Origin of the sequence: Streptomyces barringtoniae (genome assembly GCF_020819595.1) — a bacterium.
Taxonomy (GTDB): Bacteria; Actinomycetota; Actinomycetes; order Streptomycetales; family Streptomycetaceae; genus Streptomyces; species Streptomyces barringtoniae.
The window spans coordinates 61,133-81,976 of sequence record NZ_JAJHNP010000006.1 but is presented as its reverse complement, the minus strand read 5'-3'; the positions used below and the strand labels follow the sequence as shown (position 1 = coordinate 81,976).

Below are 20,844 nucleotides of genomic sequence, written 5' to 3'. Positions count from 1 at the left end.
ACTTCAGTTTGCTCGCGTAGGTGAGCTCATGTGCGGCTCCGAGAGAAGGGGCAGCGTTTAACAACCCGTGAGAGTGAGGGAGTTGAGAAGGGCACGTCAAGGTTGACGCTGAAACTTCTTGCTATGGGTTTCAAGACTCTTGCTGTAAACCTTTCGACGGCGATACGGTCGCGCGGGGTCGGACCCAAGGGATCCAAAAGAGCCGCATCCGCTAGGAGTTACCGCCTGTGATACCGAGAGCGAAACGGGCCGCGGCCGTCACCGCCGTGGCCCTCGCCGCCGCCCTGATCCAGCCACTGGCCGCGCAGGCGGCCACCCCGCCCGCGCCTCCCTCGGACGCGAAGCTCGCCGCCGTACCCGCCCGGCACGACGACACCCGCGAGCAGTTCTACTTCGTCATGCCGGACCGTTTCGCCAACGGGGACACCTCCAACGACAAGGGCGGACTGACCGGCTCCCGGCTCAGCACCGGCTACGACCCCACCGACAAGGGCTTCTACCAGGGCGGCGACCTCAAGGGCCTGACCAAGAAGCTGGACTACATCAAGGGCCTCGGCACCACCGCCATCTGGATGGCCCCCATCTTCAAGAACCGTCCCGTACAGGGCACGGGCAGCAACGCCTCCGCCGGCTACCACGGCTACTGGATCACCGACTTCACCCAGGTCGACCCGCACTTCGGCACCAACAAGGACCTCCAGACCCTCATCTCCAAGGCGCACGCCAAGGGCATGAAGGTCTTCTTCGACGTCATCACCAACCACACCGCCGACGTCGTGGACTACAAGGAGAAGTCCTCGGACTACCTGTCCAAGGGCGCCTTCCCGTACCTGACCAAGGACGGCCGCCCCTTCGACGACGCCGACTACGCCGACGGAGGCAAGAGGTTCCCGGCCGTCGGCACCGGCTCCTTCCCGTACACCCCGCAGGTCACCAGCCGGTCCAAGGTCCCGGCCTGGCTCAACGACCCGACGATGTACCACAACCGGGGCGACTCGACCTTCGCCGGCGAGTCCGCGGCCTACGGCGACTTCTCCGGCCTGGACGACCTGTGGACCGAGCGTCCCGAGGTCGTCCACGGCATGGAGAAGATCTACGAGCGGTGGGTGAAGGACTTCGCCGTCGACGGCTTCCGGATCGACACCGTCAAGCACGTCGACATGCCGTTCTGGACCCAGTGGGCGACCGCACTCGACAACTACGCGGCGGCGCACGGGCGGAAGAACTTCTTCATGTTCGGCGAGGTCTACTCCGCCGACACGAACATCACGTCCCCGTACGTCACCCAGGGCCGCCTCGACGCCACCCTCGACTTCCCCTTCCAGGACGCGGCCCGCTCCTACGCCTCCCAGGGCGCGAGTGCCCAGAAGCTGGCGGGCGTCTTCGGCGACGACTACAAGTACACGACCGACAAGTCCAACGCGTACGAGCAGGTCACCTTCCTCGGCAACCACGACATGGGCCGCATCGGGTACTTCCTGAAGCAGGACAACCCGAAGGCCACCGACGCCGAGATCCTGAAGAAGGACGAGCTCGCCAACGAGCTGATGTTCCTCAGCCGCGGCAACCCGGTCGTCTACTACGGCGACGAGCAGGGCTTCACCGGCTCCGGCGGCGACAAGGACGCCCGCCAGACCATGTTCGCCTCCAAGGTCGCCGACTACCTGGACGACGACGAGATCGGCACCGACCGCACCCACGCGAGCGACTCCTACGACACGGGCGCACCGCTGTACAAGCAGATCGCCGCGCTCTCCGCGCTCCGCAAGGCCAACCCGGCCCTGACCGACGGAGTCCAGACCCAGCGCTACGCGGCCGACGGCGCAGGCGTCTACGCCTTCACCCGTACGGACGCGAAGACCGGGCAGGACTACGTCGTCGCCCTCAACAACGCCGGCTCGGCGCAGACGGCGACCTTCGCGACCGGTTCCGCCGCCATGGCGTACCGGGGCATCTACGGCGCCACCGGCTCCATGACGTCCGACGGCGACGGCAAGGTCAGTGTCACCGTCCCGGCCGAGTCCGCCGTGGTCTACAAGGCCGCCGGCACCCTCGCCGAGCCCGCCGCCGAGCCGACGATCAGCCTCAGGCCCCCGGCCGCCGGAGCCACCGGCACGGTGGAGGTCGGCGCAGACGTCGACGGCGGTCGCCTGAACCGGGTCGTCTTCGCCGCACAGGTCGCAAACGCCAGGTGGCAGGTGCTCGGCTCCGCCGACCACGCCCCGTACAAGGTCACCCAGACCCTCGGCAAGGACGTGCCCGCCGGGACCGCGCTGCGCTACAAGGCCGTCGTGATCGACTCGGCCGGGCACACCGCGAGCGCCACGGCGAGCAGCACCTCCGGCACCCCGCCCGCGCCCGAGGTCCCCACGGCCTCCTCCCGCGACTACGTGATCGTCCACTACAAGCGCACCGACGGCGACTACGGCAACTGGGGCCTGTACGCCTGGGGCGACATCGCCGACGGCGAGGCCACGAACTGGCCCGCCAGCCACCCGTTCACCGGCCGGGACGCCTACGGCGCCTTCGCCTGGGTCAAGCTCAGGCCCGGCGCCTCCAGCGTCGGCTTCCTGGTCATCGACAAGGACGGCAACAAGGACGTCTCCGCCGACCGGAGCATCGATGTCACCAGGACGGGTGAGGTCTGGGTCGAGCAGGGGAAGACGGACGTACTGACCCAGCAGCCCGGCTATCCGGCGCAGGACAAGACCAAGGCGGTCATCCACTACCACCGCGCCGACGGCGACTACGACGGCTGGGGCCTGCACGTCTGGACGGGTGCCGCGAACCCCACCGACTGGTCGAACCCGCTGAAGCCGGTGAAGACTGATGCCTATGGCGCGGTCTTCGAGGTGCCGCTCACCGCGGGTGCCACCAGCCTCAGCTACATCATCCACAAGGGCGACGACAAGGACCTGCCCGCCGACCAGTCACTGGACCTCAAGGCGGGCGGCTACGAGGTGTGGCTGTTGAACGGCCAGGAGAAGTACCTGCTGCCGCAGCCGGCGGGCAGCGCGGCCGCCCTCGACCTGAGCACGTCCAAGGCGATCTGGATCGACCGGGACACGGTCGCCTGGAACGGCGTGGACGGCGCCGCCTCCACCCAGCTGCTGTATTCCCCGGACGGCTCGATCGCCGTCAAGGACGGGGCGCTGACCAGCGACGACGAGCGCTGGATCCGGCTGGAGAAGACCACGCTGACCGACGCCCAGAAGGCGAGGTTCCCGCATCTGAAGGACTACACCGCCTGGTCCGTCGACCCGCGCGACCGGGACCGCGTGCGCGCGGCGCTGAAGGGCCAGATCGTCGCCTCGCAGCGTGCCGCCAACGGCGCCGTCCTGGCCGCGACCGGTGTGCAGATCGCGGGCGTGCTGGACGACCTGTACCCCGCCGCCACCAAGGCTGCCCTCGGCCCGGTCTTCCACGACGGCAAGCCGACTCTGTCCGTGTGGGCGCCGACCGCGCAGAGCGTCGCGCTGGAACTGGACGGCTCGACCCACGCCATGCACCGCGACGACACCACCGGCGTCTGGTCCGTCACCGGCCCGGCGTCCTGGAAGGGCAAGCCCTACCGGTACGTCGTCAAGGTCTGGGCGCCCAGCGTCCGCAAGATGGTCACCAACAAGGTCACCGACCCCTACTCGGTCGCCCTCACCGCGAACTCCGAGCGCAGCCTCGTCGTCGACCTGAACGACAAGAGCCTCGCCCCGAGCGGCTGGTCGGGCCTGCGCAAGCCCAAGGCCGTACCGCTGAGGGACGCGCAGATCCAGGAGCTGCACATCCGGGACTTCTCGGTCGCCGACAGGACCGTCCCGGCCCAGGACCAGGGCACCTACCTGGCCTTCACCGACAAGAACACCGACGGCTCCAAGCACCTGAAGGAGCTGGCGAAGTCCGGCACGTCGTACGTCCACCTGCTGCCCGCGTTCGACTTCGCCACCGTCCCGGAGAAGAAGGCCGACCAGGCGAGTCCCGACTGCGACCTGGCCTCCTACCCGGCCGACTCCGACCAGCAGCAGGCGTGCGTGGCGAAGACCGCCGCGAAGGACGCCTACAACTGGGGCTACGACCCGTACCACTTCACGGTCCCCGAGGGCTCGTACGCCACCGACCCGGACGGCACCGCCCGTACGGTCCAGTTCCGCAGGATGGTGCAGGCGCTGAACGGGGACGGCCTCAGGGTCGTCATGGACGTCGTCTACAACCACACGGCGGCCAGCGGCCAGGCCGACACCAGCGTGCTGGACAGAATCGTGCCCGGCTACTACCAGCGGCTGCTCGCCGACGGTTCGGTGGCCAACAGCACCTGCTGCGCCAACACCGCGCCCGAGAACGCGATGATGGGCAAGCTGGTCGTGGACTCGATCGTCACCTGGGCCAAGGAGTACAAGGTCGACGGGTTCCGTTTCGACCTCATGGGCCACCACCCGAAGGCCAACATCCTCGCGGTCAGGAAGGCCCTGGACGCGCTGACCCCGCAGAAGGACGGCGTCGACGGCAAGAAGATCATCCTGTACGGCGAGGGCTGGAACTTCGGCGAGGTCGCGAACGATGCCCGGTTCGTGCAGGCCACGCAGGCGAACATGGCCGGCACCGGCATCGCCACCTTCTCCGACCGCGCCCGTGACGCCGTACGCGGCGGCAGCCCCTTCGACTCCGACCCCGGCGTCCAGGGCTTCGCCTCCGGGCTGTACACCGACCCCAACGGATCGGCGGCCAACGGCACTCCGGCCGAGCAGAAGGCCCGGCTGCTGCACTACCAGGACCTGATCAAGGTCGGGCTGACCGGAAACCTCGCGAAGTACCACTTCACGGACACCAGCGGCAAGGAGGTCACCGGAGCGGAGGTCGACTACAACGGCTCGCCCGCGGGTTACGCGGACGCACCCGGCGACGCCCTCGCCTACGTGGACGCGCACGACAACGAGTCGCTGTTCGACGCCCTGACCTACAAGCTGCCGGCCTCGACGAGCGCCGCCGACCGGGCCCGGATGCAGGTCCTGGCGATGGCCACGGCCGCCCTCTCGCAGGGGCCGTCCCTCTCCCAGGCCGGCACCGACCTGCTGCGCTCGAAGTCGCTGGACCGCAACTCCTTCGACAGCGGCGACTGGTTCAACGCCATCCACTGGAACTGCGCCGACGGCAACGGCTTCGGGCGCGGGCTGCCCATGGCGGCCGACAACCAGTCCAAGTGGGACTACGCCAGGCCGCTGCTGACCGGCGTGCAGGTTGGCTGCCCGCAGATCACCGGCACCTCCGCCGCCTACCAGGACATGCTGAGGATCCGTACGACCGAGAAGGCGTTCTCGCTCGGTACGGGCACGCAGGTGCAGGACGAGCTGTCCTTCCCGCTGTCCGGCACGGACGAGACGCCGGGTGTGATCACGATGAAGCTCGGTGACCTGGTCGTCGTCTTCAACGCCACCCCGCAGCGGCAGGAGCAGAAGATCGGCGCTCTCGCCGGCACGCAGTACCGGCTGCACCCGGTGCAGGCCTCCGGCGCCGACCCGGTGGTGAAGACCTCCTCCTACGCGGCCGGCTCGGGCACCTTCACCGTCCCGGCGCGGACCGTGGCCGTGTTCACCCGGGCGGCGAAGTAGGGTCGGACCGTCGTCGTAGAACAGGAGTGCCCATGCCGCAGATCACCGTCGACCACTCGGCCGGTGTCGAGGACTTCCCGGACGCCTTCGTGCGGGAGCTGCACGAGACGACCGTCGAGATCGCGGGGGCCAGGCCGGAGTCCTGCAAGACGCTGTTCCGGTGCGCGTTGTACAGCGCGTTCGGCTACGAGGCTCCCGATGGCGACCAGAACCAGCGGCACGCCATCGTGCATGTGACCATCGGGCTCCTCGCCGGCCGCAGCGAGGAGACGAAGGCCAGGCTGACGGAGGCGGTGCTGGAGCTGCTCCGCAAGCACGTGACGCCGCTGGACGGCGTCACCCTGCACGCCTCCGCCGAGATCCGCGACCTGGATCCGTCGTACCGGAAGTTCGACCGCTAGGGAGCCAGGGAGATCAGCCGGCCGACGAGCTCCGCGAAGGGCCCGTCGGCCGGCTCGTCCTTGACCATGGTGCGCAGCAGGGCGGCCATGTCCTCGTCGTAGGCCGCGCTCACCGCCGCCAGCGCGGCGAAGTCGTGCACGAGCTGCAGCTCCAGCTCGCCGCGCGGAATGCGCCGGCCGTCCAGCCAGATCAGCGCCGTCGACTCGGCGAGCGAGATCCAGGAGCGCACGACCAGTTCGAGGCGCGCGGGTGCCTCGGCGACGCCGAGGTGCGCGAGCATGTGCTCGTAGGCGGCCTGGCGTACCGAGTCGATGAGCGCGTTGGTCGCGGACGATCCGACCGCCGGGCCGCCGCGCATCAGTGCCGAGAAGCCGGGGCCGTGTTCGTCCACGAAGTCGAAGTAGCGGCGCATCACACGCAGCAGCCGGGCGCCGAGCGGGCCCTCGTGCGGCTCGGCGAAACGGCCCGCGAGATCCTGCGAGGCACGCTTCAACGCGGCCTCGTACAGGCTGAGTTTGCCGGGGAAGTAGTGATACACCAGCGGGCGCGAGATGCCCGCGGCCGACGCTATCTCGTCGATGGAGACCTCGTCGGGCGAGCGTCGGCTGAACAGGTCGAGGGCGACGCCGATCAGCTGCTGCCGCCGCTCCTCGACGCCCATCCTGCGGCGAACCCCGGTACTCATGCGCACACCTTACCGATCGGGTTCGGGCGCAGGTGATCACATGTCGAGCACCAGACGATCGCTTCGGGCCCGCGAGACACAGATCAGCATCGAGTCGGCGCGCTCCTCGTCCGTCAGCAGCTCGTCCCGGTGGTCGATCTCCCCTTCCAGCACCCGCTGTTGGCAGGTCCCGCAGAAACCCTGCTCGCAGGAGTAGGCGGTGTCCGGCAGTTCCCGGCGTACGGCGGCCAGCACGGTGGAGTCGGCGGGAACGGTCAACGTCCGTCCGCTGCGCCGAAGTTCGACCTGGAAGTCGCTGGTGCCCCCGGCCGGCGTACGGGCCGCGAACCGTTCGAGACGGACGTCCGGGAAGCGTGCCGCGACGGACGCCATGAGTCCCTCGGGGCCGCAGCAGTAGACGGCGGCCCCCTCTCTCACCTCGAGGGCGTCGAGGTCGGGCCTTCCCTCCACGACGGTCACCCGGTCCCGGCCCAGCTTCTCGACCTCCTCGAGGAAGGGCATCGAGGCCCGGTCGCGTCCCGCGTACAGCAGCCGCCACTCGGCGTGCTCCGGCAGGGACCGCAGCATCGGCAGCAGCGGCGTGATCCCGATACCGCCGGCGACGAAGACGTACGACTCCGCCTCGACCAGCGGGAAGCGGTTCCGCGGCCCCCGCACCTCGAGTTCCGTGCCCTCCGTGACCTGCTCGTGCACCTCGCGCGAGCCGCCCCGCCCGTCCTCGACCAGCCGGGTCGCGACCGTGTACGAGGAGGTGTCCTCGGGGTCCCCGCACAACGAGTACTGCCGGACCAGCCCCGACGGCAGGACGAGGTCGAGATGGGCTCCGGGCTCCCAGCGCGGCAGGTCCCGCCCCTCCAGGCGGAGTCGGACGACTCCCTCGGCCACCGTCTCGCGAGAGGTCACCAGCAGCCGCAGCGCACGCGAGCGCGGCCGGCCCGACGTGGGCTCCTCCAGCGCGGGCATCGGCCACAGCGGCGAGACCTGGATCCGGCGGCGCAGAGCGCCCCGGGCCAGCAGGGCGGCGCCCGCGACGAGCGCGACAGTACGCAGCCTCGGCATCAGGCGGCCCTCTTCTCCGCCGCCGTGGCCGCCGGGGAGGCGGCCAGATAGGCGACGGCCTGCTCGGTGTCGCCTTCCTGCGAGGGGTGGTAGTCGCGGCTCAGATAGCGGGGGATGGACCTGAGCATGTCCCCGGCCGTGGGCAGCAGGCCCCGCCTGCCGCGGACGTGGAAGTCCTTGAAGGAGGCCTTGCCGTCGATGAGGGTCGGGTCGTTCTCCATGAAGAACCGCGCCCCGCGCTGCCACAGGAACACCAGCGCCGAGAAGGCCGTGGCCCAGGTGCGTACGCGCCGGCGGTAGCTGCCGTCGACGTGCATGAACAGCTCGAAGGCGACGGAGCGGTGCTCGACCTCCTCGGCGCCGTGCCAGCGCAGCAGGTCCAGCATGGTCGGGTCGGCGCCGCGCCGGTCCAGTTCATCGGCGTTGAGCACCCAGTTGCCGAGGAACGCGGTGTAGTGCTCGATGGCCGCGATGAGCGCGACCCGCTCCATCAGCCACCACCGGCGCGCCCTGCCCGGCGGCAGCGTCCGGTCGCCGAGCAGCTTCTCGAAGAACCAGTCGACCTGTGCGGTGTACGGCGTCGGGTCGAGGCCCTGCTCGCGCAGGTGCGGCAGCACCTCGTCGTGGGCCTGGGAGTGCATGGCCTCCTGGCCGATGAACCCGATCACGTCCTCGCGGAGCCGCTCGTCGCGGATGTACGGCAGCACCTGCTTGTACACGTGCACGAACCACCGCTCACCGGCGGGCAGCAGCAGGTGCAGCACGTTGATGGTGTGCGTGGTGAACGGATCCTCCGGCACCCAGTGCAGCGGCGTGCCGTCCCAGGAGAAGGACACCTTGCGTGCCTTGAGCGGCACCCGGGCCTGCGTGTTAGACATGGCGTCAATGTACTGATGGGTAGGCTCACTGAGAACCCCTCCGGCAGTGCTTGTTTACGCCGGTGTCAATAAAGGGCCGCCGGTGTAGAGCTGCCGCAACCGCCCTACTGCAACCCGCCGACCTCGGTGCCGTCCACCAGCGTGCCCTTCAGCGAGGCCTGGGCGCCCTTCTTGGCCCGGGCCACCAGGAACTGCCCCTGACCGGCCGCGGTGACCGCGCCGCCCGCCTGGATCGACGCCGTGTCCTTGTCGCCCGCCGCCAGCAGGTACCAGTGGCCGGCCGCGGACTTCCACAGCACCCCGGCGAGCACATGGGGATCGCGCGGACCGCAGGACCGCGCGTCCGTGCCCCTGGCGGCGACCGCCCCGGCCGGATGGCCCGGCAGGCCGAACAGGGCCAGCGAGCCCGTACCGTCGCCGCGCCACGTCTCGGCCCTGGCGCACATCCACGAGGCCGCCCCGCTGCCGTCGGGCAGCGGCTGGTCGGCGAACGACCAGGCGTTGACGGTGCGCACCCCGCCGGAGCGCTCGGCGTCCAGCGCGCAGGCGAACGGCGCCCACGCCCGCAGCCCGGCCGCCCCGGACGCCTCGCCGGCCGAGCCGGGCCGGCCCGCGGTCAGGTGGGCCGGTACCAGCTCGCCCAGGTCGGTGGCGAGCGCGGTGCCGGAGGCGGAGGTCAGCTGGAGCACGGTCCAGGAGGCGCACTTGCCGGGCTGCAGCGCGGGGCTGGCCAGCGGCGCGGTGACGCCGTGGGTGACGGCCAGCGGGGTCGGGTCCGAGTCCGGCTTCATCAGGTCCCGGGAGGCCACCTTCTTCACCCAGGGCGCGATCAGGTACTGGGCGTTGCCGTCGGAGCGGCCCAGCAGCAGGGCGCTCGCCTCGGCGCCGGTCGCGCCGTCGACCCGGGCGAGGTCGAGCGCCGCGCCCTGGGTGCCGCCGGCCGGCTCGGCGTAGCGGGCGATGCGCAGGCCGTCGTAGAAGATCACCACGTGGGCGTCCGCGACCTGGCCCGCGTACAGCAGCTGGGGCGGGCCGGCCGGGCCGCCGGTCTGGGTGCCGGGGGTCGCCGAGACCCGGACCGTCGCGCCGGGGCGGGCCCACACCGCGAGTGCGCGGCGCAGCAGGGCCGTGTCGCCGGTGAGCGGCCCGCGCGCGGGCCACACCGAGAAGTCGGTGCGGGCGGCGGTCTTCCAGTCGACGGGGGAGACCTGGATCAGCCGGGCGGGGTCGAGGGCGGCCTCGGCGGCCGGGTTCTGGGCGTAGGCGGGCGCGGCGGCGCCGTCCGGGCCCCAGCCGCCCGAGGGCAGGCCGACCAGCGCCCCGCACACCGCGAGCGCCGCGACGGCGGCGAGGGCGGCCTTGGTGTGCTGGCGGCGGCGCATCAGATCGGTGGGCCGGGCCTGCAGCAGACACGGGTCGAACTCGGGGGAGGAGAGCAGCGCGGGCTGGGTGGGCACGCCGTTCGCCGAGGCCAGCGCGCCGCCCGCGTCGTCCGCCCCGGCGGCGGTGAGCAGCTCCCGGATCTCGGCGTCGGGCAGGTTCTCCAGACCGCGCAGCACGTACGCGGCGCGGGCCGGGCCGGACAGCGTGGACAGGCGCTGGTCCAGGGCGAGTTCGTCGGCGCCGCCCGAGCGCGGGAACAGCCTCAGGCCCCACACCTGGGGCAGCGGCGGCGGCAGCTGGGCGAGCCGGGGCAGGCCCTTGCGGGGCCGGGCCGCCTCCAGCGCCCCCACCAGGACGCGCTCGCGCAGGAAGGCGTACCCGGGGTCGCCCTCGCGCCCGGACGCCGGGGCCGGGATCACGGCCTGCTGCTTGCGGCCTCTGGGCAGGGCGCGCTGGACGAGCGCGTGTGCGGTCAGCACCCGGCGGCTGCGGCCGAGGCCGGGCGGCAGCACCAGATAGGCGATCCGGACCAGCCGTGGATAGTGCTCGACGAGCGCGGCCTCCGCCTGCTCGACATCGACCGGTCCGTTGTTCTCGGAGGTGGGTGCGTGACGCTGGGCTACATCCTGTGACTGCACGTCATGGAGAACGAGCGAGGCGTTGGTTGGTCACCACCGGATGGGTGATTCCGGGAATTGAGCGCACGGCGGCCCGGAGCCGTATCCGTAGGAGCCGAGGCATGCTTGGCCCACAGGACCGGAGGAACAGATGAGGGTGACACGACTGCTGCCGGCCGCCGCGGCCGTACTGGCGCTGGCGGGCTGCGGTTCGGGCGGGGACACCAAGGCGGTCCCGCCCACCGCGACCGGCAGCCTGGAGAGCCTGGCCGCCGAGGTGAAGTGCGCACCGAACATGCAGATCGACTCCGACGAGGTCCGTCAGGCCATCTGCAAGAACCCCGACGGCAGGTTCGTCTTCGCCACCTTCGCCACCGACCGCGGCCAGCGCGAGTGGATCAACGACGCCAAGGACTACGGCGGTTACTACCTCGTCGGCCGCAAATGGGTCGCCGTCGGCGACGACGGGGTCGTCAAGGCGCTGCGCGGCACCCTCGGCGGGGACGTGGAGATGGGCACCGACCATGCCGGCCACTCGGGCCACTCCGCGCACGGCGGCTGAGCCGGCCGTATCCAGCGGGGGGCGCGCACGGGAAAGGCCGGTGACGGGAGGGGGGTCCGTCACCGGCCTCGCTGTGTGGCCCGTGTCAGGCGGTCATGCGCATTTCCGGCCGCCGTTGATGCAGTTGGCGATCCGGTTCGCCAGGCCGCCGGTCGTGACGCTGATGAAGTCGTCGTGGTCGGTGATCGGCTTGTGCAGCTCCTCCGGGAAGCCGTCGACCGCGTAGGCGTTCTTCACCGTGCCGTCCGCCTGGATGACGGGCTGCGGCACGTTGTAGACCAGGCGCATCGTCAGCTGCGGGATCGCCTTGAAGCCGTTCGGGCAGACACCGCTCCCCGGATCCGCGAAGGCCACGTGGGTGCGGTGGTTGGCGCTGTCGATGTTCTGGCCGTCCCAGCAGCTCTGGAAGGCGAACGAGCGCACCACCTGGCTGCCCTGCGGGCAGATCGGGTACTTGTCGGTCAGCTGCACCCTGTTCTCGAAGCCGGTGCAGCTCCAGTGGGCGTTGGCGTTGGCCGGGCCGTTGACGAAGGCCTTGGCGTCACCGGTGATGATCCGCAGGAACTGCGGCATCGCGACGACCTTGCTGGCCGGGCTGCCCACGTACTTGATCTGGGCCTGCTGGGGGACCAGGATCTTGCCGACGTTGAGGTCCTTGCCACCGCCGTCCGCGTTCGCGTCCTTCTCCTGGGTGCCGTCCTGCTCGCGGATGACCGGCCAGTAGTACGCCGACAGGTCGTTGCGGTTCTGGCAGCTGGTGCCGCCCTGCAGGAACGTCTGGTTGCTGGAGAACGCGTTGACCTTCTGGTTGCCCACGTAGTCGTGCACGTGGTGGGCGCCGTTGGTCACGCCGGGCGCGACGATCACGTTGTCGCTGTTGTGGTTCTGGTTCGCGTTCACACCGCAGCGGGTGGTGAACGTGCCCGTCGAGGCGTTGGGGGTCTGGTTCGGCTTGCCCTGGACGTTCGGTGCGACCTTGGTGATGTCCACGAAGTCCGCCGCGGCGGGTCCGTCACCGCCCTGGCCACCGTTGTTGCCCTGCTGCTGGCCGCCTTGCTGCTGCTGACCTCCCTGCTGCTGGCCGCCTTGCTGTTGCTGACCGCCTTGCTGTTGCTGACCGCCCTGCTGTTGCTGACCGCCGGTGTTCTGCTGCTGGCCATCGCCGTTCCCCCCGGCGGTGGTCTGGTTGGCGGACTGCGTGGTGCAGGCGGCGAGCTGCGACAGGGCGTTGTTGAAGCTGCCGCCGACGCGCTGGATGTCGATCCGGATCCGGTCGATCGTCGCCGCCCGCTTCTCCTTGAGCGGACCGACGATCGCGTTCTGCACGAAGCTCGGATCCTTGGCCTGCGCGTCACGCGTGGAGGCGAGCCGGGTGTAGGCCTCGGTGATCTGCTTGTCGAGGTTCGACAGCTCCATCGCCACGCCCTGGCGGGCCCGCCAGGGCACGTTCGTCAGCTTCTGCTGGACATCCGGACAGGAGATCGTCGCGACCTGCGCCGTGGCGGCCTTCGTCTGGTTGCCTCCCCACGACTGGTTGTGCGACTCGTGCGCAGAGGCGTAGAAGTTCGCCCAGATCAGCCCGCCCCCACCGAGCGCTAGGGCCGCCGATGCGGCTATGGCCTTGGTGGCCAGCGGCGTACGGCGTTTTCGTGTGTTGCGTCCCATGGAACTCCTCTGACTTCCTTGCGGGGCAGCATCGAGGCGCCCGACAGGAGTGAAGCGGCGCCCTTCCATACGGACGCCGCCCCAGAGGTGTTCACCGGTCTCACAAATTCCTCGCAGAAACAGGGGAGTTGGCTGGTCAGCGGTCCCGGTCCAGATGGGCGAGGACGGCCAGCACGCGCCGGTTGTCGTCGTCCGACACCTCCAGGCCCAGCTTGGCGAAGATGTTGGAGGTGTGTTTGGCGACGGCCCGTTCGGTCACCACCAGCTGGGCCGCGATGCCCGCGTTCGACCGGCCCTGCGCCATCAGCTCCAGCACCTCCAGCTCGCGCGGGGTGAGGCCCGCGAGCGGCCGGTCGTCTCCGGCCCGGCGGGACAGCAGCTGCTGGATCACCTGCGGGTCCATCGCCGTACCGCCGGCCGCTACCCGTCGTACGGCGTCGACGAACTGCTCGGCGTCGAAGACCCGGTCCTTCAGCAGATACCCGATCCCGCCGTTGCCGTCGGCGAGCAGCTCGCGCGCGTACAGCTGCTCCACGTGCTGCGAGAGGACCAGCACCGGCAGCCCGGGCCGGGCCCTGCGGGCCGCGAGCGCGCACTGCAGGCCCTCGTCGGTGTGCGTGGGCGGCAGCCGTACGTCGACCACGGCGACGTCCGCGTCCAGCTCGGCGAGCGCCCGGGAGAGTTCGGGGCCGGACTCGACGGCGGCCGCGATCTCGAAGCCGAAGGCCTCCAGCATCCGCACCAGCCCGTCGCGCAGCAGGAAGAGGTCTTCGGCTAGGACAACGCGCACGGGATCTCCATGGTCACCAGGGTGGGGCCGCCGACGGGGCTGCTGACGGCCAGGACGCCGTCGAATGTACCGAGCCGGCGTTCGACCCCGGCGAGACCCGACCCGGCGCCGACCGCCGCGCCGCCCCTGCCGTTGTCGGTGACCGTGATCCGCAGCCGGCCGTCGGCATGGTGCACGTCGACCCAGACCCGGTCGGCGCCGGAGTGCTTGGCGGCGTTGGTGAGCACCTCGCTGACCGCGAAGTAGGCCGCGGACTCCACCGGCGCGTCCGCCCGGCGGGGCAGCTCCACGGTCACCTCGGCCGGCAGCGGCAGCCGCAGCGCCAGCGCCCTCACGGCGTCGCCGAGTCCGCGTTCGGCGAGGACCGGCGGGTGGATGCCGCGCACCAGGTCGCGCAGTTCCTCCAGGGCCTCGGCGGAGTTCCGGCGGGCCTGGGCCAGCAGCTTCTTCGCCCGGGCCGGGTCGTGTTCCACCAGCATCTCGATGGTGCCGAGGTCCATGCCCATGGCGACCAGCCGGGCCTGCGCCCCGTCGTGGAGGTCGCGCTCGATGCGCCGCAGTTCGGCGGCGGAGGTGTCCACGGCGTCCCGCCGGGTCTCGGTCAACACCCGGACCCGTTCGGCGAGTTCGCCGTCGGCCGGGCCGAGGACGGCCCGGGTGAGCCGGAAGTGGAGACGCATCAGACGAGGGGTGTGGCGGAAGGCGAGGACCAGGAGCCCGGCGGCCGGCACGGCGGCGGCCAGCGCCGTCAGGGGGCCGCCGACCGGCACGAAGAGGTACCAGTACGGCCCGTCCGTCACCCGCCACAGCCCGGCCGCCACCGCGAACCCCTCGAACGGGTAGAACAGCAGCAGGGCCGGAAGCAGTGCGGTGACGAACCCCGCGGTCATGTCCACCGGCAGCCACCGCACGTCCCGCCGGACCTGCGGGTCCCGGAGCAGGGCGAAGGTGCGCGTCCAGGGGTTGGCACTGCGGGGCGGCGGCCGGTACGCCACCGGGATCCGCACCCCGCACCACTCCGCCGCGAGCTTCCTGCGGGCGTCCGCGAGGGCCCGTACGCCGGTCAGGACGGCCGGGGTCGTGACGAGCCCGACACCGACCGGGATGAGCGCGACGGAGACGAGGGTCAGGACGAGGAACGCCACACCGCAGGGCAGCACGGCCACGGCCAGCGTCAGCCCCTGTACGGCGGCCAGTACCGCGCTGCGGGCCCGGGTGCGGAAGTCGTCGCTTTCGGTGTCGGTGTTCATGCCGTCAGTCTTGCCGACGGCCCTGCCCGCGTCAGTCGTCCGAAGTCGCCTCTTCGGGGGTGGTGCCAGGTACACCCCCGCCCCCGGCCAGCACCTTCGCCTCCACCTCCGGATCGACGCCCGGGGCCGTCCGGTCGGGCCGCATCGGCGCCTCGCCGCCGGTCGCCGTCAGCCAGCGCCAGGTGTCCGCCATGGTCTGTGCGGCCGGCCGGCACACCAGACCGGTCGCCAGCGCCCGTGACACGTCGGTGCGGTGCACGCAGTCGTACAGCTCGGTGCCCGGCGGCACCCACACCGGCAGCCCGGTCCACGGTTCGATCCCGGCGGCCAGGATCGCCTGCGGATCGGTCCAGCGCAGCTCGGCGTCCGCGCCGGTGACCCGGACACACAGGTCGAGCAGCTCGCCCATGGTGCTGTGCCCGGGCGGGCCGATCAGGTCGTACGGCCCGCTCAGCGACTGTTGCACCGCGCCGAGGATCCAGCCGGCCAGATCGCGGGCGTCGATGAACTGCACCGGCAGCTCGCGCGGCCCGGGGGCCAGCACCGGGCCGCCGCGGGCGATCCGGGTCAGCCACCAGGGCAGCCGGCCCACGTTCTCGTACGGCCCGAGGATCAGCCCCGCCCGCACCAGCAGCGAGTCCCGCTCGCCGAAGGCCTCGACGGCGGCCAGTTCACCGCCCCGCTTGTCGCGCGGGTAGTCGGTCGGCCCCGCGTCGGCGGCGGCGCCCTCGACCGGCGCCCCAGCCTCGGCGGCCCCGCCGAGGCTCGGCCAGGGCCAGGCGTACACCGACCGGCTGGAGACGTACACGTACCGCGCGACACGGCCCCGCAGCAGCCGTGCCGCCGCGAGCACGGCACGCGGCTCGGCCGACCAGGTGTCGACCACGGCGTCCCAGGAACCGGCACCGGCGGCGAGCGCGGCCAGGCCGTCCGGGGCGGTGCGGTCGCCCTGCAACGACCGCACCCCGGGCGGGGGTTGGTGCCGCCCCCGGTGGAAGACGGTCACCTCCCAGCCGCGCCCCAGCGCCGCCTGGGCGACCGCCCGCCCCACGAACTCCGTACCGCCCAGCACCAGAAGTCTCATACCGGGATCGTGCCCGCTCCGGGCGAGTGGCGGCAGGGGACTCTGCCGAGGGCAGAGCCGCTCGTCCAGCCCCGGTCAGCGGCCGGTCGGCGGGGTGTACTTGTAGCCGACCCGGCGCACCGTCTGGATCGCCTGGCGGTGCTGGGCGCCCAGCTTGCGGCGCAGCCGGGCGATGTGCACGTCGACGGTGCGGCCGTCCCCGACGTGGCCGTAGCCCCACACCGTGGTGACCAGCTGGTCGCGGGTGTGCACCCGGTGCGGATGGGCCACCAGGTGCGCGAGCAGTTCGAACTCCAGGTAGGTCAGGTCGAGTTCACGGCCCTCGACGCGGGCGGTGCGCCGCACGGGGTCGATCCGCACCAGCGGCTCGCCGCCCGCCCGGCCGTCCGCCTCGGCGGCCGTCTCCGGCTGGTCCGGCACCGCTACCGGCAGGAACGGCGGGTGCTGGTCGGCCGGGACCAGCACCAGGTAGCCGACCATCGGCGGCTGTCCGGGCAGGGTCGGCAGGGTGTGCTGCGGCGCGGGCAGCCAGGTGGCACCCGGTGGCAGGAGGTCCGCGACGTCGACCACCTCGTCCCGGTCGACGGCGCGCAGCCGGTGCCGGGCGGGGGCGGTGGGGGCGGGGGAGAGAGAACGAGTGGTCGCCATGAGAGGTCAGCTCTTTCGCGCGAGAGGTTCGTCGGTCGAGGCGACGGCCGCGATTCGTGGTCGGGGCGCGCCGGGGGACGTACGTCGTTCCGCGCTGGCCGAAGGCCGGGGGTTACGGCTTTAGAGGGCCCGCGCGTTCACCGCGCGGCAACACACCCGGTCGAAGTCGTGGTGCTGACGGGAAGGCCAGAAGGGCTCGAGGTCATGGCGACCCGTCGCGGTGTACTTCTGGAAGCTGGCCATGGGCCCATTGAAGCAGACGCGGGCGCCGGGTAGGACCCCTGCGTGAAATGTCGTCTCGCCATCCGGACAATGGGCCGCACGATACGCAGCAGGGGCGCCCACCACGACGGTGGGCGCCCCTGTCGGAAGCGGGACGGATCAGACCTGGCCGGCCTTCTCCAGCGCGGTGCAGCAGGTATCCACCAGCAGGCGGGTCACCACGTACGGGTCGACGTTGGCGTTCGGACGGCGGTCCTCGATGTAGCCCTTGCCGTCCTTCTCCACCTGCCACGGGATACGGACCGAGGCGCCGCGGTCGGAGACGCCGTAGGAGTACTTGTCCCACGGGGCGGTCTCGTGCAGACCCGTCAGGCGCTCGTCGATGCCGGCGCCGTAGTTCTTGACGTGGTCCAGCGGCTTGGAGCCCTCGCCGAGCGACTCGCACGCGGTGATGATCGCGTCGTAGCCCTCGCGCATGGCCTTGGTGGAGAAGTTGGTGTGCGCGCCCGCGCCGTTCCAGTCGCCCTTGACCGGCTTGGGGTCGAGGGTCGCGGAGATGCCGAAGTCCTCGGCGGTGCGGTACAGCAGCCAGCGGGCCACCCACAGCTGGTCGGAGACCTCCAGCGGGGAGACCGGGCCGACCTGGAACTCCCACTGGCCGGGCATGACCTCGGCGTTGATGCCCGAGATGGCGAGACCCGCCTTCAGGCAGTTGTCCAAGTGGGCCTCGACGATCTCGCGGCCGAAGATCTCGTCGGCGCCGACACCGCAGTAGTAGCCGCCCTGCGGGGCCGGGAAGCCGCCCTCGGGGAAGCCCAGCGGGCGGGAGCCGTCGAAGAAGGTGTACTCCTGCTCGATGCCGAAGACCGGCTCCTGCGCGGCGAAGCGCTCGGCGACCTCGGCCAGCGCGGCACGCGTGTTGGACCGGTGCGGGGTCAAGTCGATGTCGAGGACCTCACACAGCACCAGGATGTCGTCGCCGCCGCGGATCGGGTCCGGGCAGGTGAAGACCGGCTTGAGCACGCGGTCCGAGGAGTGGCCCTCGGCCTGGTTGGTCGAGGAGCCGTCGAAGCCCCAGATCGGCAGCGCGTCGAGACCGGCCGGGGTACCCGTGATGACCTTCGTCTTGGAACGGAGCTTGGCCGTCGGCGCGGTGCCGTCGATCCAGATGTACTCAGCCTTGAAGGTCACGGGGGCCACATCCTTAGAGGGTCGGGCGCACTCGGTGCGGGTGCTGCGGCGCTGCGGCACTGGGGCGCCGCTCGAACTGCCGGGCAGCCTGTCAACAGGCGGTTTCCCGTCCATTGCCCTTGTGTGAACCCCGTGTTACCTGGTCGTTCTGTGTCACGACTCACGTTGTGAGGTGCCGGTGGGCGGGGTATGGGCGCCTTCCGCGGCGGCCTGCCGCACCCCGTCGAGGAAGTCCCGGATCGCGGCCCGCTGATGGTCGTCGTAGCCGCGCAGCAACTCCTGCGACCGCTCGATCAGCGGCCCGAAGAACGCCCAGCCGAGTTCCACGGCGCTGTCCGTCACCTCCACGACGACCTTGCGTCGATCGCTCTGCCCGCGAGTCCGCCGTACCTGCCCCGCCCGCTCCAGCCGGTCCAGCAGCGCCGTCGTGCCCGCCGAGTTGAGCCCGAGCGCGGCCCCGAGCCGCCCGGCGGTCAGCTCATCGCCCGCGCGCCGCGCGTCCATGAGTGCGATCAGGGCGCGTACGTCCGTCGGATGCATGCCGTTCCGCTGCGCGAACCGGCCGCTGTGCAGGCCGAGTTCGACGGCGACGGTACGCAGCAGATGGATGGTCTCCAGCTCGGACTGCACGCGGGGCCTCCCCGGTTATCATCTCGCTCGACGAGTATCTTGCCGAACGAGATAATAGGGGGCGGTTCCGTGGCCGGAGACACCGGATACGACAGCGAGGCCTTCCGGGTTGCGTACGACAAGGTCCTGGCGAAATGGCCCGCCGAGCGGGAGGCACTGACCGTCGCCACGCCCTTCGGGGACACCCGCGTCAACACCTGCGGCCCCCGCGACGCGCCCCCGCTGGTCCTGCTCCCGGGCGGTGGCGGGGCCACCTCCGTCTCCTGGTACGCCCAGGTCGCGGAGCTGGCCCGGGTACGCCGGGTGCACGCGGTCGACGTGATCGGCGCCCCGGGCCCGAGCGCCCCGGCCGGCGACCGCCACCCCCGTGCGGTCGCCGACCTGACGCTCTGGCTGGACGCGGTCCTGGACGGCCTGGGCGCCGCCTCGGCCGACCTGGGCGGGCACTCGTACGGCGGCTGGATCGCCCTCCACTACGCCGTGCACGCCCCGGCCCGGACACGCCGCCTGTTCCTCCTGGACCCGACCCAGTGCTTCGCCGGGTTCAAGGCGGCGTATCTGCTGCACGCCCTGCCGATGCTGCTGCGGCCCACGCCCCGCCGGGCCCGCGCCTTCCTGGAGTGGGAGACCGGGGGAGGGGCACCCCCGGACCCGGACTGGCTCGCCCTCCAGGAGGCGGCGGCCGGCTTCCCGGCGGCGAAGCCGGTGACCGGCCCGCGCCCGGCACCGGACGCGCTGCGGGCCCTGGAGGCCCGGACCCTGCTGCTCGTGGCCGCGAACAGCAGGACCCATGACCCCCGCGAGGTGGCTGCCGGGGCGACTGCACTGCTGCCGCACGTGGAGACGGGCGTACTGCCGGGCCTCTCGCACCACGCGCTGCCGCAGGCGGCACCCGCCGCCCTGGCCGGCCGCCTCACCGCATTCCTGTCCGGTCCCTGAACCTCACCCCACCTTCTCGATCCGGGCGTGCCGGATGAGGAACTTGCCGGGCTCCCGGACCTGTTCGAAGGCCGCGTTGTTGAGCAGCACACAGCTTCCCGAGACGGAGGTGACCTTCACCGTCGTGGACTTGTTGTTGTCCAGGTTGGTCACCTTCAGGGTCGTACCCGCCGGGAACTGGTTGCTGGACGCGGCCGGGGCGCCGGCCTCACCGGAGAGCGTGACCGTGGAGCCGTTGCAGACCTGCTGACCGGAAGCCGCGGCGGCGCCACCGCCGTTGTTCCCCCCGGCGGCGGACTGCGAGGGCTGCGCGCTCTGCTGCCCGGCGCCCTGCTGGCCGGCCTGCTGCCCGGCGCCCTGCTGTCCGGCCTGCTGCCCCGCGCCCTGCTGGCCGTTCTGCGCCTGCTGTCCGGTCTGGGAGCCCTGAGCCGACTCCCCAACCGTGCAACCGGCCGCCTTCTGCTGGACCTCGATCTGTTTGATGACCGCCTCACGGTTGGCGATCCGGGCTGCCGACTGCGCGTCCGGATGAGCCTTCTGGTCCGCGATGAACCGGTCGTTGTTGCCGTGGGCCGTGGCCAGCCCCTGGCACACCGTCGAGTCCCCGGCGGACAGCGTCTTCGCGTTGTGCGCGGGCTGGGCGGCGTTGGACGTGGTCGCCAGTGCAAAGGCCCCGCCGCCCGCCACCGCCGCGGCGCTGACGAGCAGAGCGATCTTCTTCTTCGTGCCGAGAGTTCTCCTGCGCGACATGCGCGCCTCCTGAAGAGGTAGGGGAGCGTACGCCGCTATGTACGAGATACCGAACGAGGTTACTCAGCGGTTGCAGGAGTAAGTGAAGTGGGCTGCGTCACAGGACAGTTGGGCGTCGGCTCAGCTCTTGTTGTGCGACAGGGCCTCGCGTACCGCGTCCTCGGAGCGGGCCACCAGGGCCGTTCCGTCGTCGGCGGTGATGATCGGCCGCTGGATGAGCTTCGGGTGCTCGGCGAGCGCGGTGATCCAGCGGTCCCGGGAAGTCTCGTCCCGCGCCCAATCCTTGAGCCCCAGCTCCTTGGCCTCGGCCTCCGCCGTGCGGGTGATGTCCCACGGTTCGAGGTTCAGCCGCTCCAGCACGGCCCTGATCTCGTCCGCGCTGGGCACGTCCTCCAGATAGCGGCGGACGGTGTACTCGGCTCCCTCGGCGTCGAGCAGGCTGATGGCGCTGCGGCACTTGGAGCAGGCCGGATTGATCCAGATTTCCAT

At 71.3% G+C, this 20,844-nt stretch carries 17 protein-coding genes; 4 read left to right on the top strand and 13 right to left on the bottom strand.

The genetic code is table 11. The annotated features are described in order from the left end of the window. The first annotated feature begins 227 nt into the window (after nucleotides 1-227). The gene (gene pulA / locus LMU33_RS11930; protein ID WP_228619895.1) at nucleotides 228-5,600 is read left to right on the top strand and encodes a pullulanase-type alpha-1,6-glucosidase; all 5,373 of its coding nucleotides are present in this window, start codon (nucleotides 228-230) and stop codon (nucleotides 5,598-5,600) included. A 32-nt stretch (nucleotides 5,601-5,632) separates the two neighbouring features. Then, complete coding sequence (locus tag LMU33_RS11925) at nucleotides 5,633-6,001, top strand: 5-carboxymethyl-2-hydroxymuconate Delta-isomerase (RefSeq protein ID WP_228619893.1); 369 nt, start codon at nucleotides 5,633-5,635, stop codon at nucleotides 5,999-6,001. On the opposite strand, the gene LMU33_RS11920 is transcribed toward LMU33_RS11925, so the two are convergent. From LMU33_RS11920 to LMU33_RS11905, 4 genes are all read right to left on the bottom strand, one after another. Then, the gene (locus LMU33_RS11920; protein ID WP_228619891.1) at nucleotides 5,998-6,687 is read right to left on the bottom strand and encodes a TetR/AcrR family transcriptional regulator; all 690 of its coding nucleotides are present in this window, start codon (nucleotides 6,685-6,687) and stop codon (nucleotides 5,998-6,000) included. The two genes, LMU33_RS11925 and LMU33_RS11920, sit on opposite strands and share 4 nt — an antisense overlap. Nucleotides 6,688-6,723: 36 nt before the next feature. Then, nucleotides 6,724-7,746 carry a PDR/VanB family oxidoreductase gene (locus LMU33_RS11915; protein ID WP_228619890.1) on the bottom strand — a complete coding sequence of 341 codons (1,023 nt, stop codon included), beginning with the start codon at nucleotides 7,744-7,746 and terminating at the stop codon, nucleotides 6,724-6,726. After that, nucleotides 7,746-8,624 carry a metal-dependent hydrolase gene (locus tag LMU33_RS11910; protein WP_228619888.1) on the bottom strand — a complete coding sequence of 293 codons (879 nt, stop codon included), beginning with the start codon at nucleotides 8,622-8,624 and terminating at the stop codon, nucleotides 7,746-7,748. The genes LMU33_RS11915 and LMU33_RS11910 overlap by 1 nt, the downstream gene beginning before the upstream one ends. Nucleotides 8,625-8,728: 104 nt before the next feature. Then, entirely contained in the window at nucleotides 8,729-10,645 is a 1,917-nt protein-coding gene (locus tag LMU33_RS11905; RefSeq protein WP_228619887.1) for a hypothetical protein, read from the bottom strand. A 130-nt stretch (nucleotides 10,646-10,775) separates the two neighbouring features. Here LMU33_RS11905 and LMU33_RS11900 point away from each other — a divergent pair, with 130 nt between their 5' ends. Beyond that, entirely contained in the window at nucleotides 10,776-11,186 is a 411-nt protein-coding gene (locus LMU33_RS11900) for a hypothetical protein (protein WP_228619885.1), read from the top strand. Nucleotides 11,187-11,279: 93 nt separating this feature from the next. Here the strand turns inward: LMU33_RS11900 and LMU33_RS11895 are convergent, their stop codons facing one another. From LMU33_RS11895 to LMU33_RS11865, 7 genes are all read right to left on the bottom strand, one after another. Beyond that, a complete protein-coding gene (locus LMU33_RS11895; protein ID WP_228619884.1) occupies nucleotides 11,280-12,851 on the bottom strand; it encodes a DUF1996 domain-containing protein in 1,572 nt (523 codons plus the stop codon). Between the two features lie 136 nt (nucleotides 12,852-12,987). Continuing rightward, nucleotides 12,988-13,641: a LuxR C-terminal-related transcriptional regulator gene (locus tag LMU33_RS11890; protein WP_228619882.1), complete on the bottom strand. Its 654-nt coding sequence runs from the start codon at nucleotides 13,639-13,641 to the stop codon at nucleotides 12,988-12,990. Further along, a complete protein-coding gene (locus LMU33_RS11885) occupies nucleotides 13,626-14,891 on the bottom strand; it encodes a sensor histidine kinase (protein ID WP_228619880.1) in 1,266 nt (421 codons plus the stop codon). The genes LMU33_RS11890 and LMU33_RS11885 overlap by 16 nt, the downstream gene beginning before the upstream one ends. A 31-nt stretch (nucleotides 14,892-14,922) precedes the next feature. Continuing rightward, entirely contained in the window at nucleotides 14,923-15,975 is a 1,053-nt protein-coding gene (locus tag LMU33_RS11880) for an NAD-dependent epimerase/dehydratase family protein (protein WP_228619879.1), read from the bottom strand. Nucleotides 15,976-16,050: 75 nt separating this feature from the next. Then, nucleotides 16,051-16,623: a winged helix-turn-helix domain-containing protein gene (locus LMU33_RS11875; protein WP_228619877.1), complete on the bottom strand. Its 573-nt coding sequence runs from the start codon at nucleotides 16,621-16,623 to the stop codon at nucleotides 16,051-16,053. A gap of 381 nt (nucleotides 16,624-17,004) precedes the next feature. Continuing rightward, nucleotides 17,005-18,036, bottom strand: a complete 1,032-nt coding sequence (gene glnII / locus LMU33_RS11870; protein ID WP_228619875.1) for a glutamine synthetase — start codon at nucleotides 18,034-18,036, stop codon at nucleotides 17,005-17,007. 153 nt (nucleotides 18,037-18,189) lie between these two features. Further along, the gene (locus LMU33_RS11865; RefSeq protein ID WP_228619873.1) at nucleotides 18,190-18,666 is read right to left on the bottom strand and encodes a MarR family winged helix-turn-helix transcriptional regulator; all 477 of its coding nucleotides are present in this window, start codon (nucleotides 18,664-18,666) and stop codon (nucleotides 18,190-18,192) included. Between the two features lie 69 nt (nucleotides 18,667-18,735). On the opposite strand from LMU33_RS11865, the gene LMU33_RS11860 reads away from it, so the two are divergent. Then, nucleotides 18,736-19,605: an alpha/beta fold hydrolase gene (locus LMU33_RS11860; protein WP_228619871.1), complete on the top strand. Its 870-nt coding sequence runs from the start codon at nucleotides 18,736-18,738 to the stop codon at nucleotides 19,603-19,605. Nucleotides 19,606-19,608: 3 nt separating this feature from the next. Here LMU33_RS11860 and LMU33_RS11855 read toward each other — a convergent pair whose 3' ends face one another. Next, nucleotides 19,609-20,355 (bottom strand): SCO2207 family protein, encoded by a 747-nt coding sequence (locus tag LMU33_RS11855; RefSeq protein ID WP_228619869.1) that lies wholly within the window; start codon nucleotides 20,353-20,355, stop codon nucleotides 19,609-19,611. 120 nt (nucleotides 20,356-20,475) lie between these two features. Then, complete coding sequence (locus tag LMU33_RS11850; protein ID WP_228619868.1) at nucleotides 20,476-20,844, bottom strand: arsenate reductase family protein; 369 nt, start codon at nucleotides 20,842-20,844, stop codon at nucleotides 20,476-20,478.

What these genes read in the sequence shown, in the direction of transcription:
- LMU33_RS11925 (WP_228619893.1), top strand. Translation starts at nt 5,633, where the DNA reads ATGCCGCAGATCACCGTCGACCACTCGGCCGGTGTCGAGGACTTCCCG.
- LMU33_RS11920 (WP_228619891.1), bottom strand. Translation starts at nt 6,687, where the DNA reads ATGAGTACCGGGGTTCGCCGCAGGATGGGCGTCGAGGAGCGGCGGCAG.
- LMU33_RS11915 (WP_228619890.1), bottom strand. Translation starts at nt 7,746, where the DNA reads ATGCCGAGGCTGCGTACTGTCGCGCTCGTCGCGGGCGCCGCCCTGCTG.
- LMU33_RS11910 (WP_228619888.1), bottom strand. Translation starts at nt 8,624, where the DNA reads ATGTCTAACACGCAGGCCCGGGTGCCGCTCAAGGCACGCAAGGTGTCC.
- LMU33_RS11900 (WP_228619885.1), top strand. Translation starts at nt 10,776, where the DNA reads ATGAGGGTGACACGACTGCTGCCGGCCGCCGCGGCCGTACTGGCGCTG.
- LMU33_RS11895 (WP_228619884.1), bottom strand. Translation starts at nt 12,851, where the DNA reads ATGGGACGCAACACACGAAAACGCCGTACGCCGCTGGCCACCAAGGCC.
- LMU33_RS11885 (WP_228619880.1), bottom strand. Translation starts at nt 14,891, where the DNA reads ATGAACACCGACACCGAAAGCGACGACTTCCGCACCCGGGCCCGCAGC.
- LMU33_RS11880 (WP_228619879.1), bottom strand. Translation starts at nt 15,975, where the DNA reads ATGAGACTTCTGGTGCTGGGCGGTACGGAGTTCGTGGGGCGGGCGGTC.
- LMU33_RS11875 (WP_228619877.1), bottom strand. Translation starts at nt 16,623, where the DNA reads ATGGCGACCACTCGTTCTCTCTCCCCCGCCCCCACCGCCCCCGCCCGG.
- LMU33_RS11855 (WP_228619869.1), bottom strand. Translation starts at nt 20,355, where the DNA reads ATGTCGCGCAGGAGAACTCTCGGCACGAAGAAGAAGATCGCTCTGCTC.
- LMU33_RS11850 (WP_228619868.1), bottom strand. Translation starts at nt 20,844, where the DNA reads ATGGAAATCTGGATCAATCCGGCCTGCTCCAAGTGCCGCAGCGCCATC.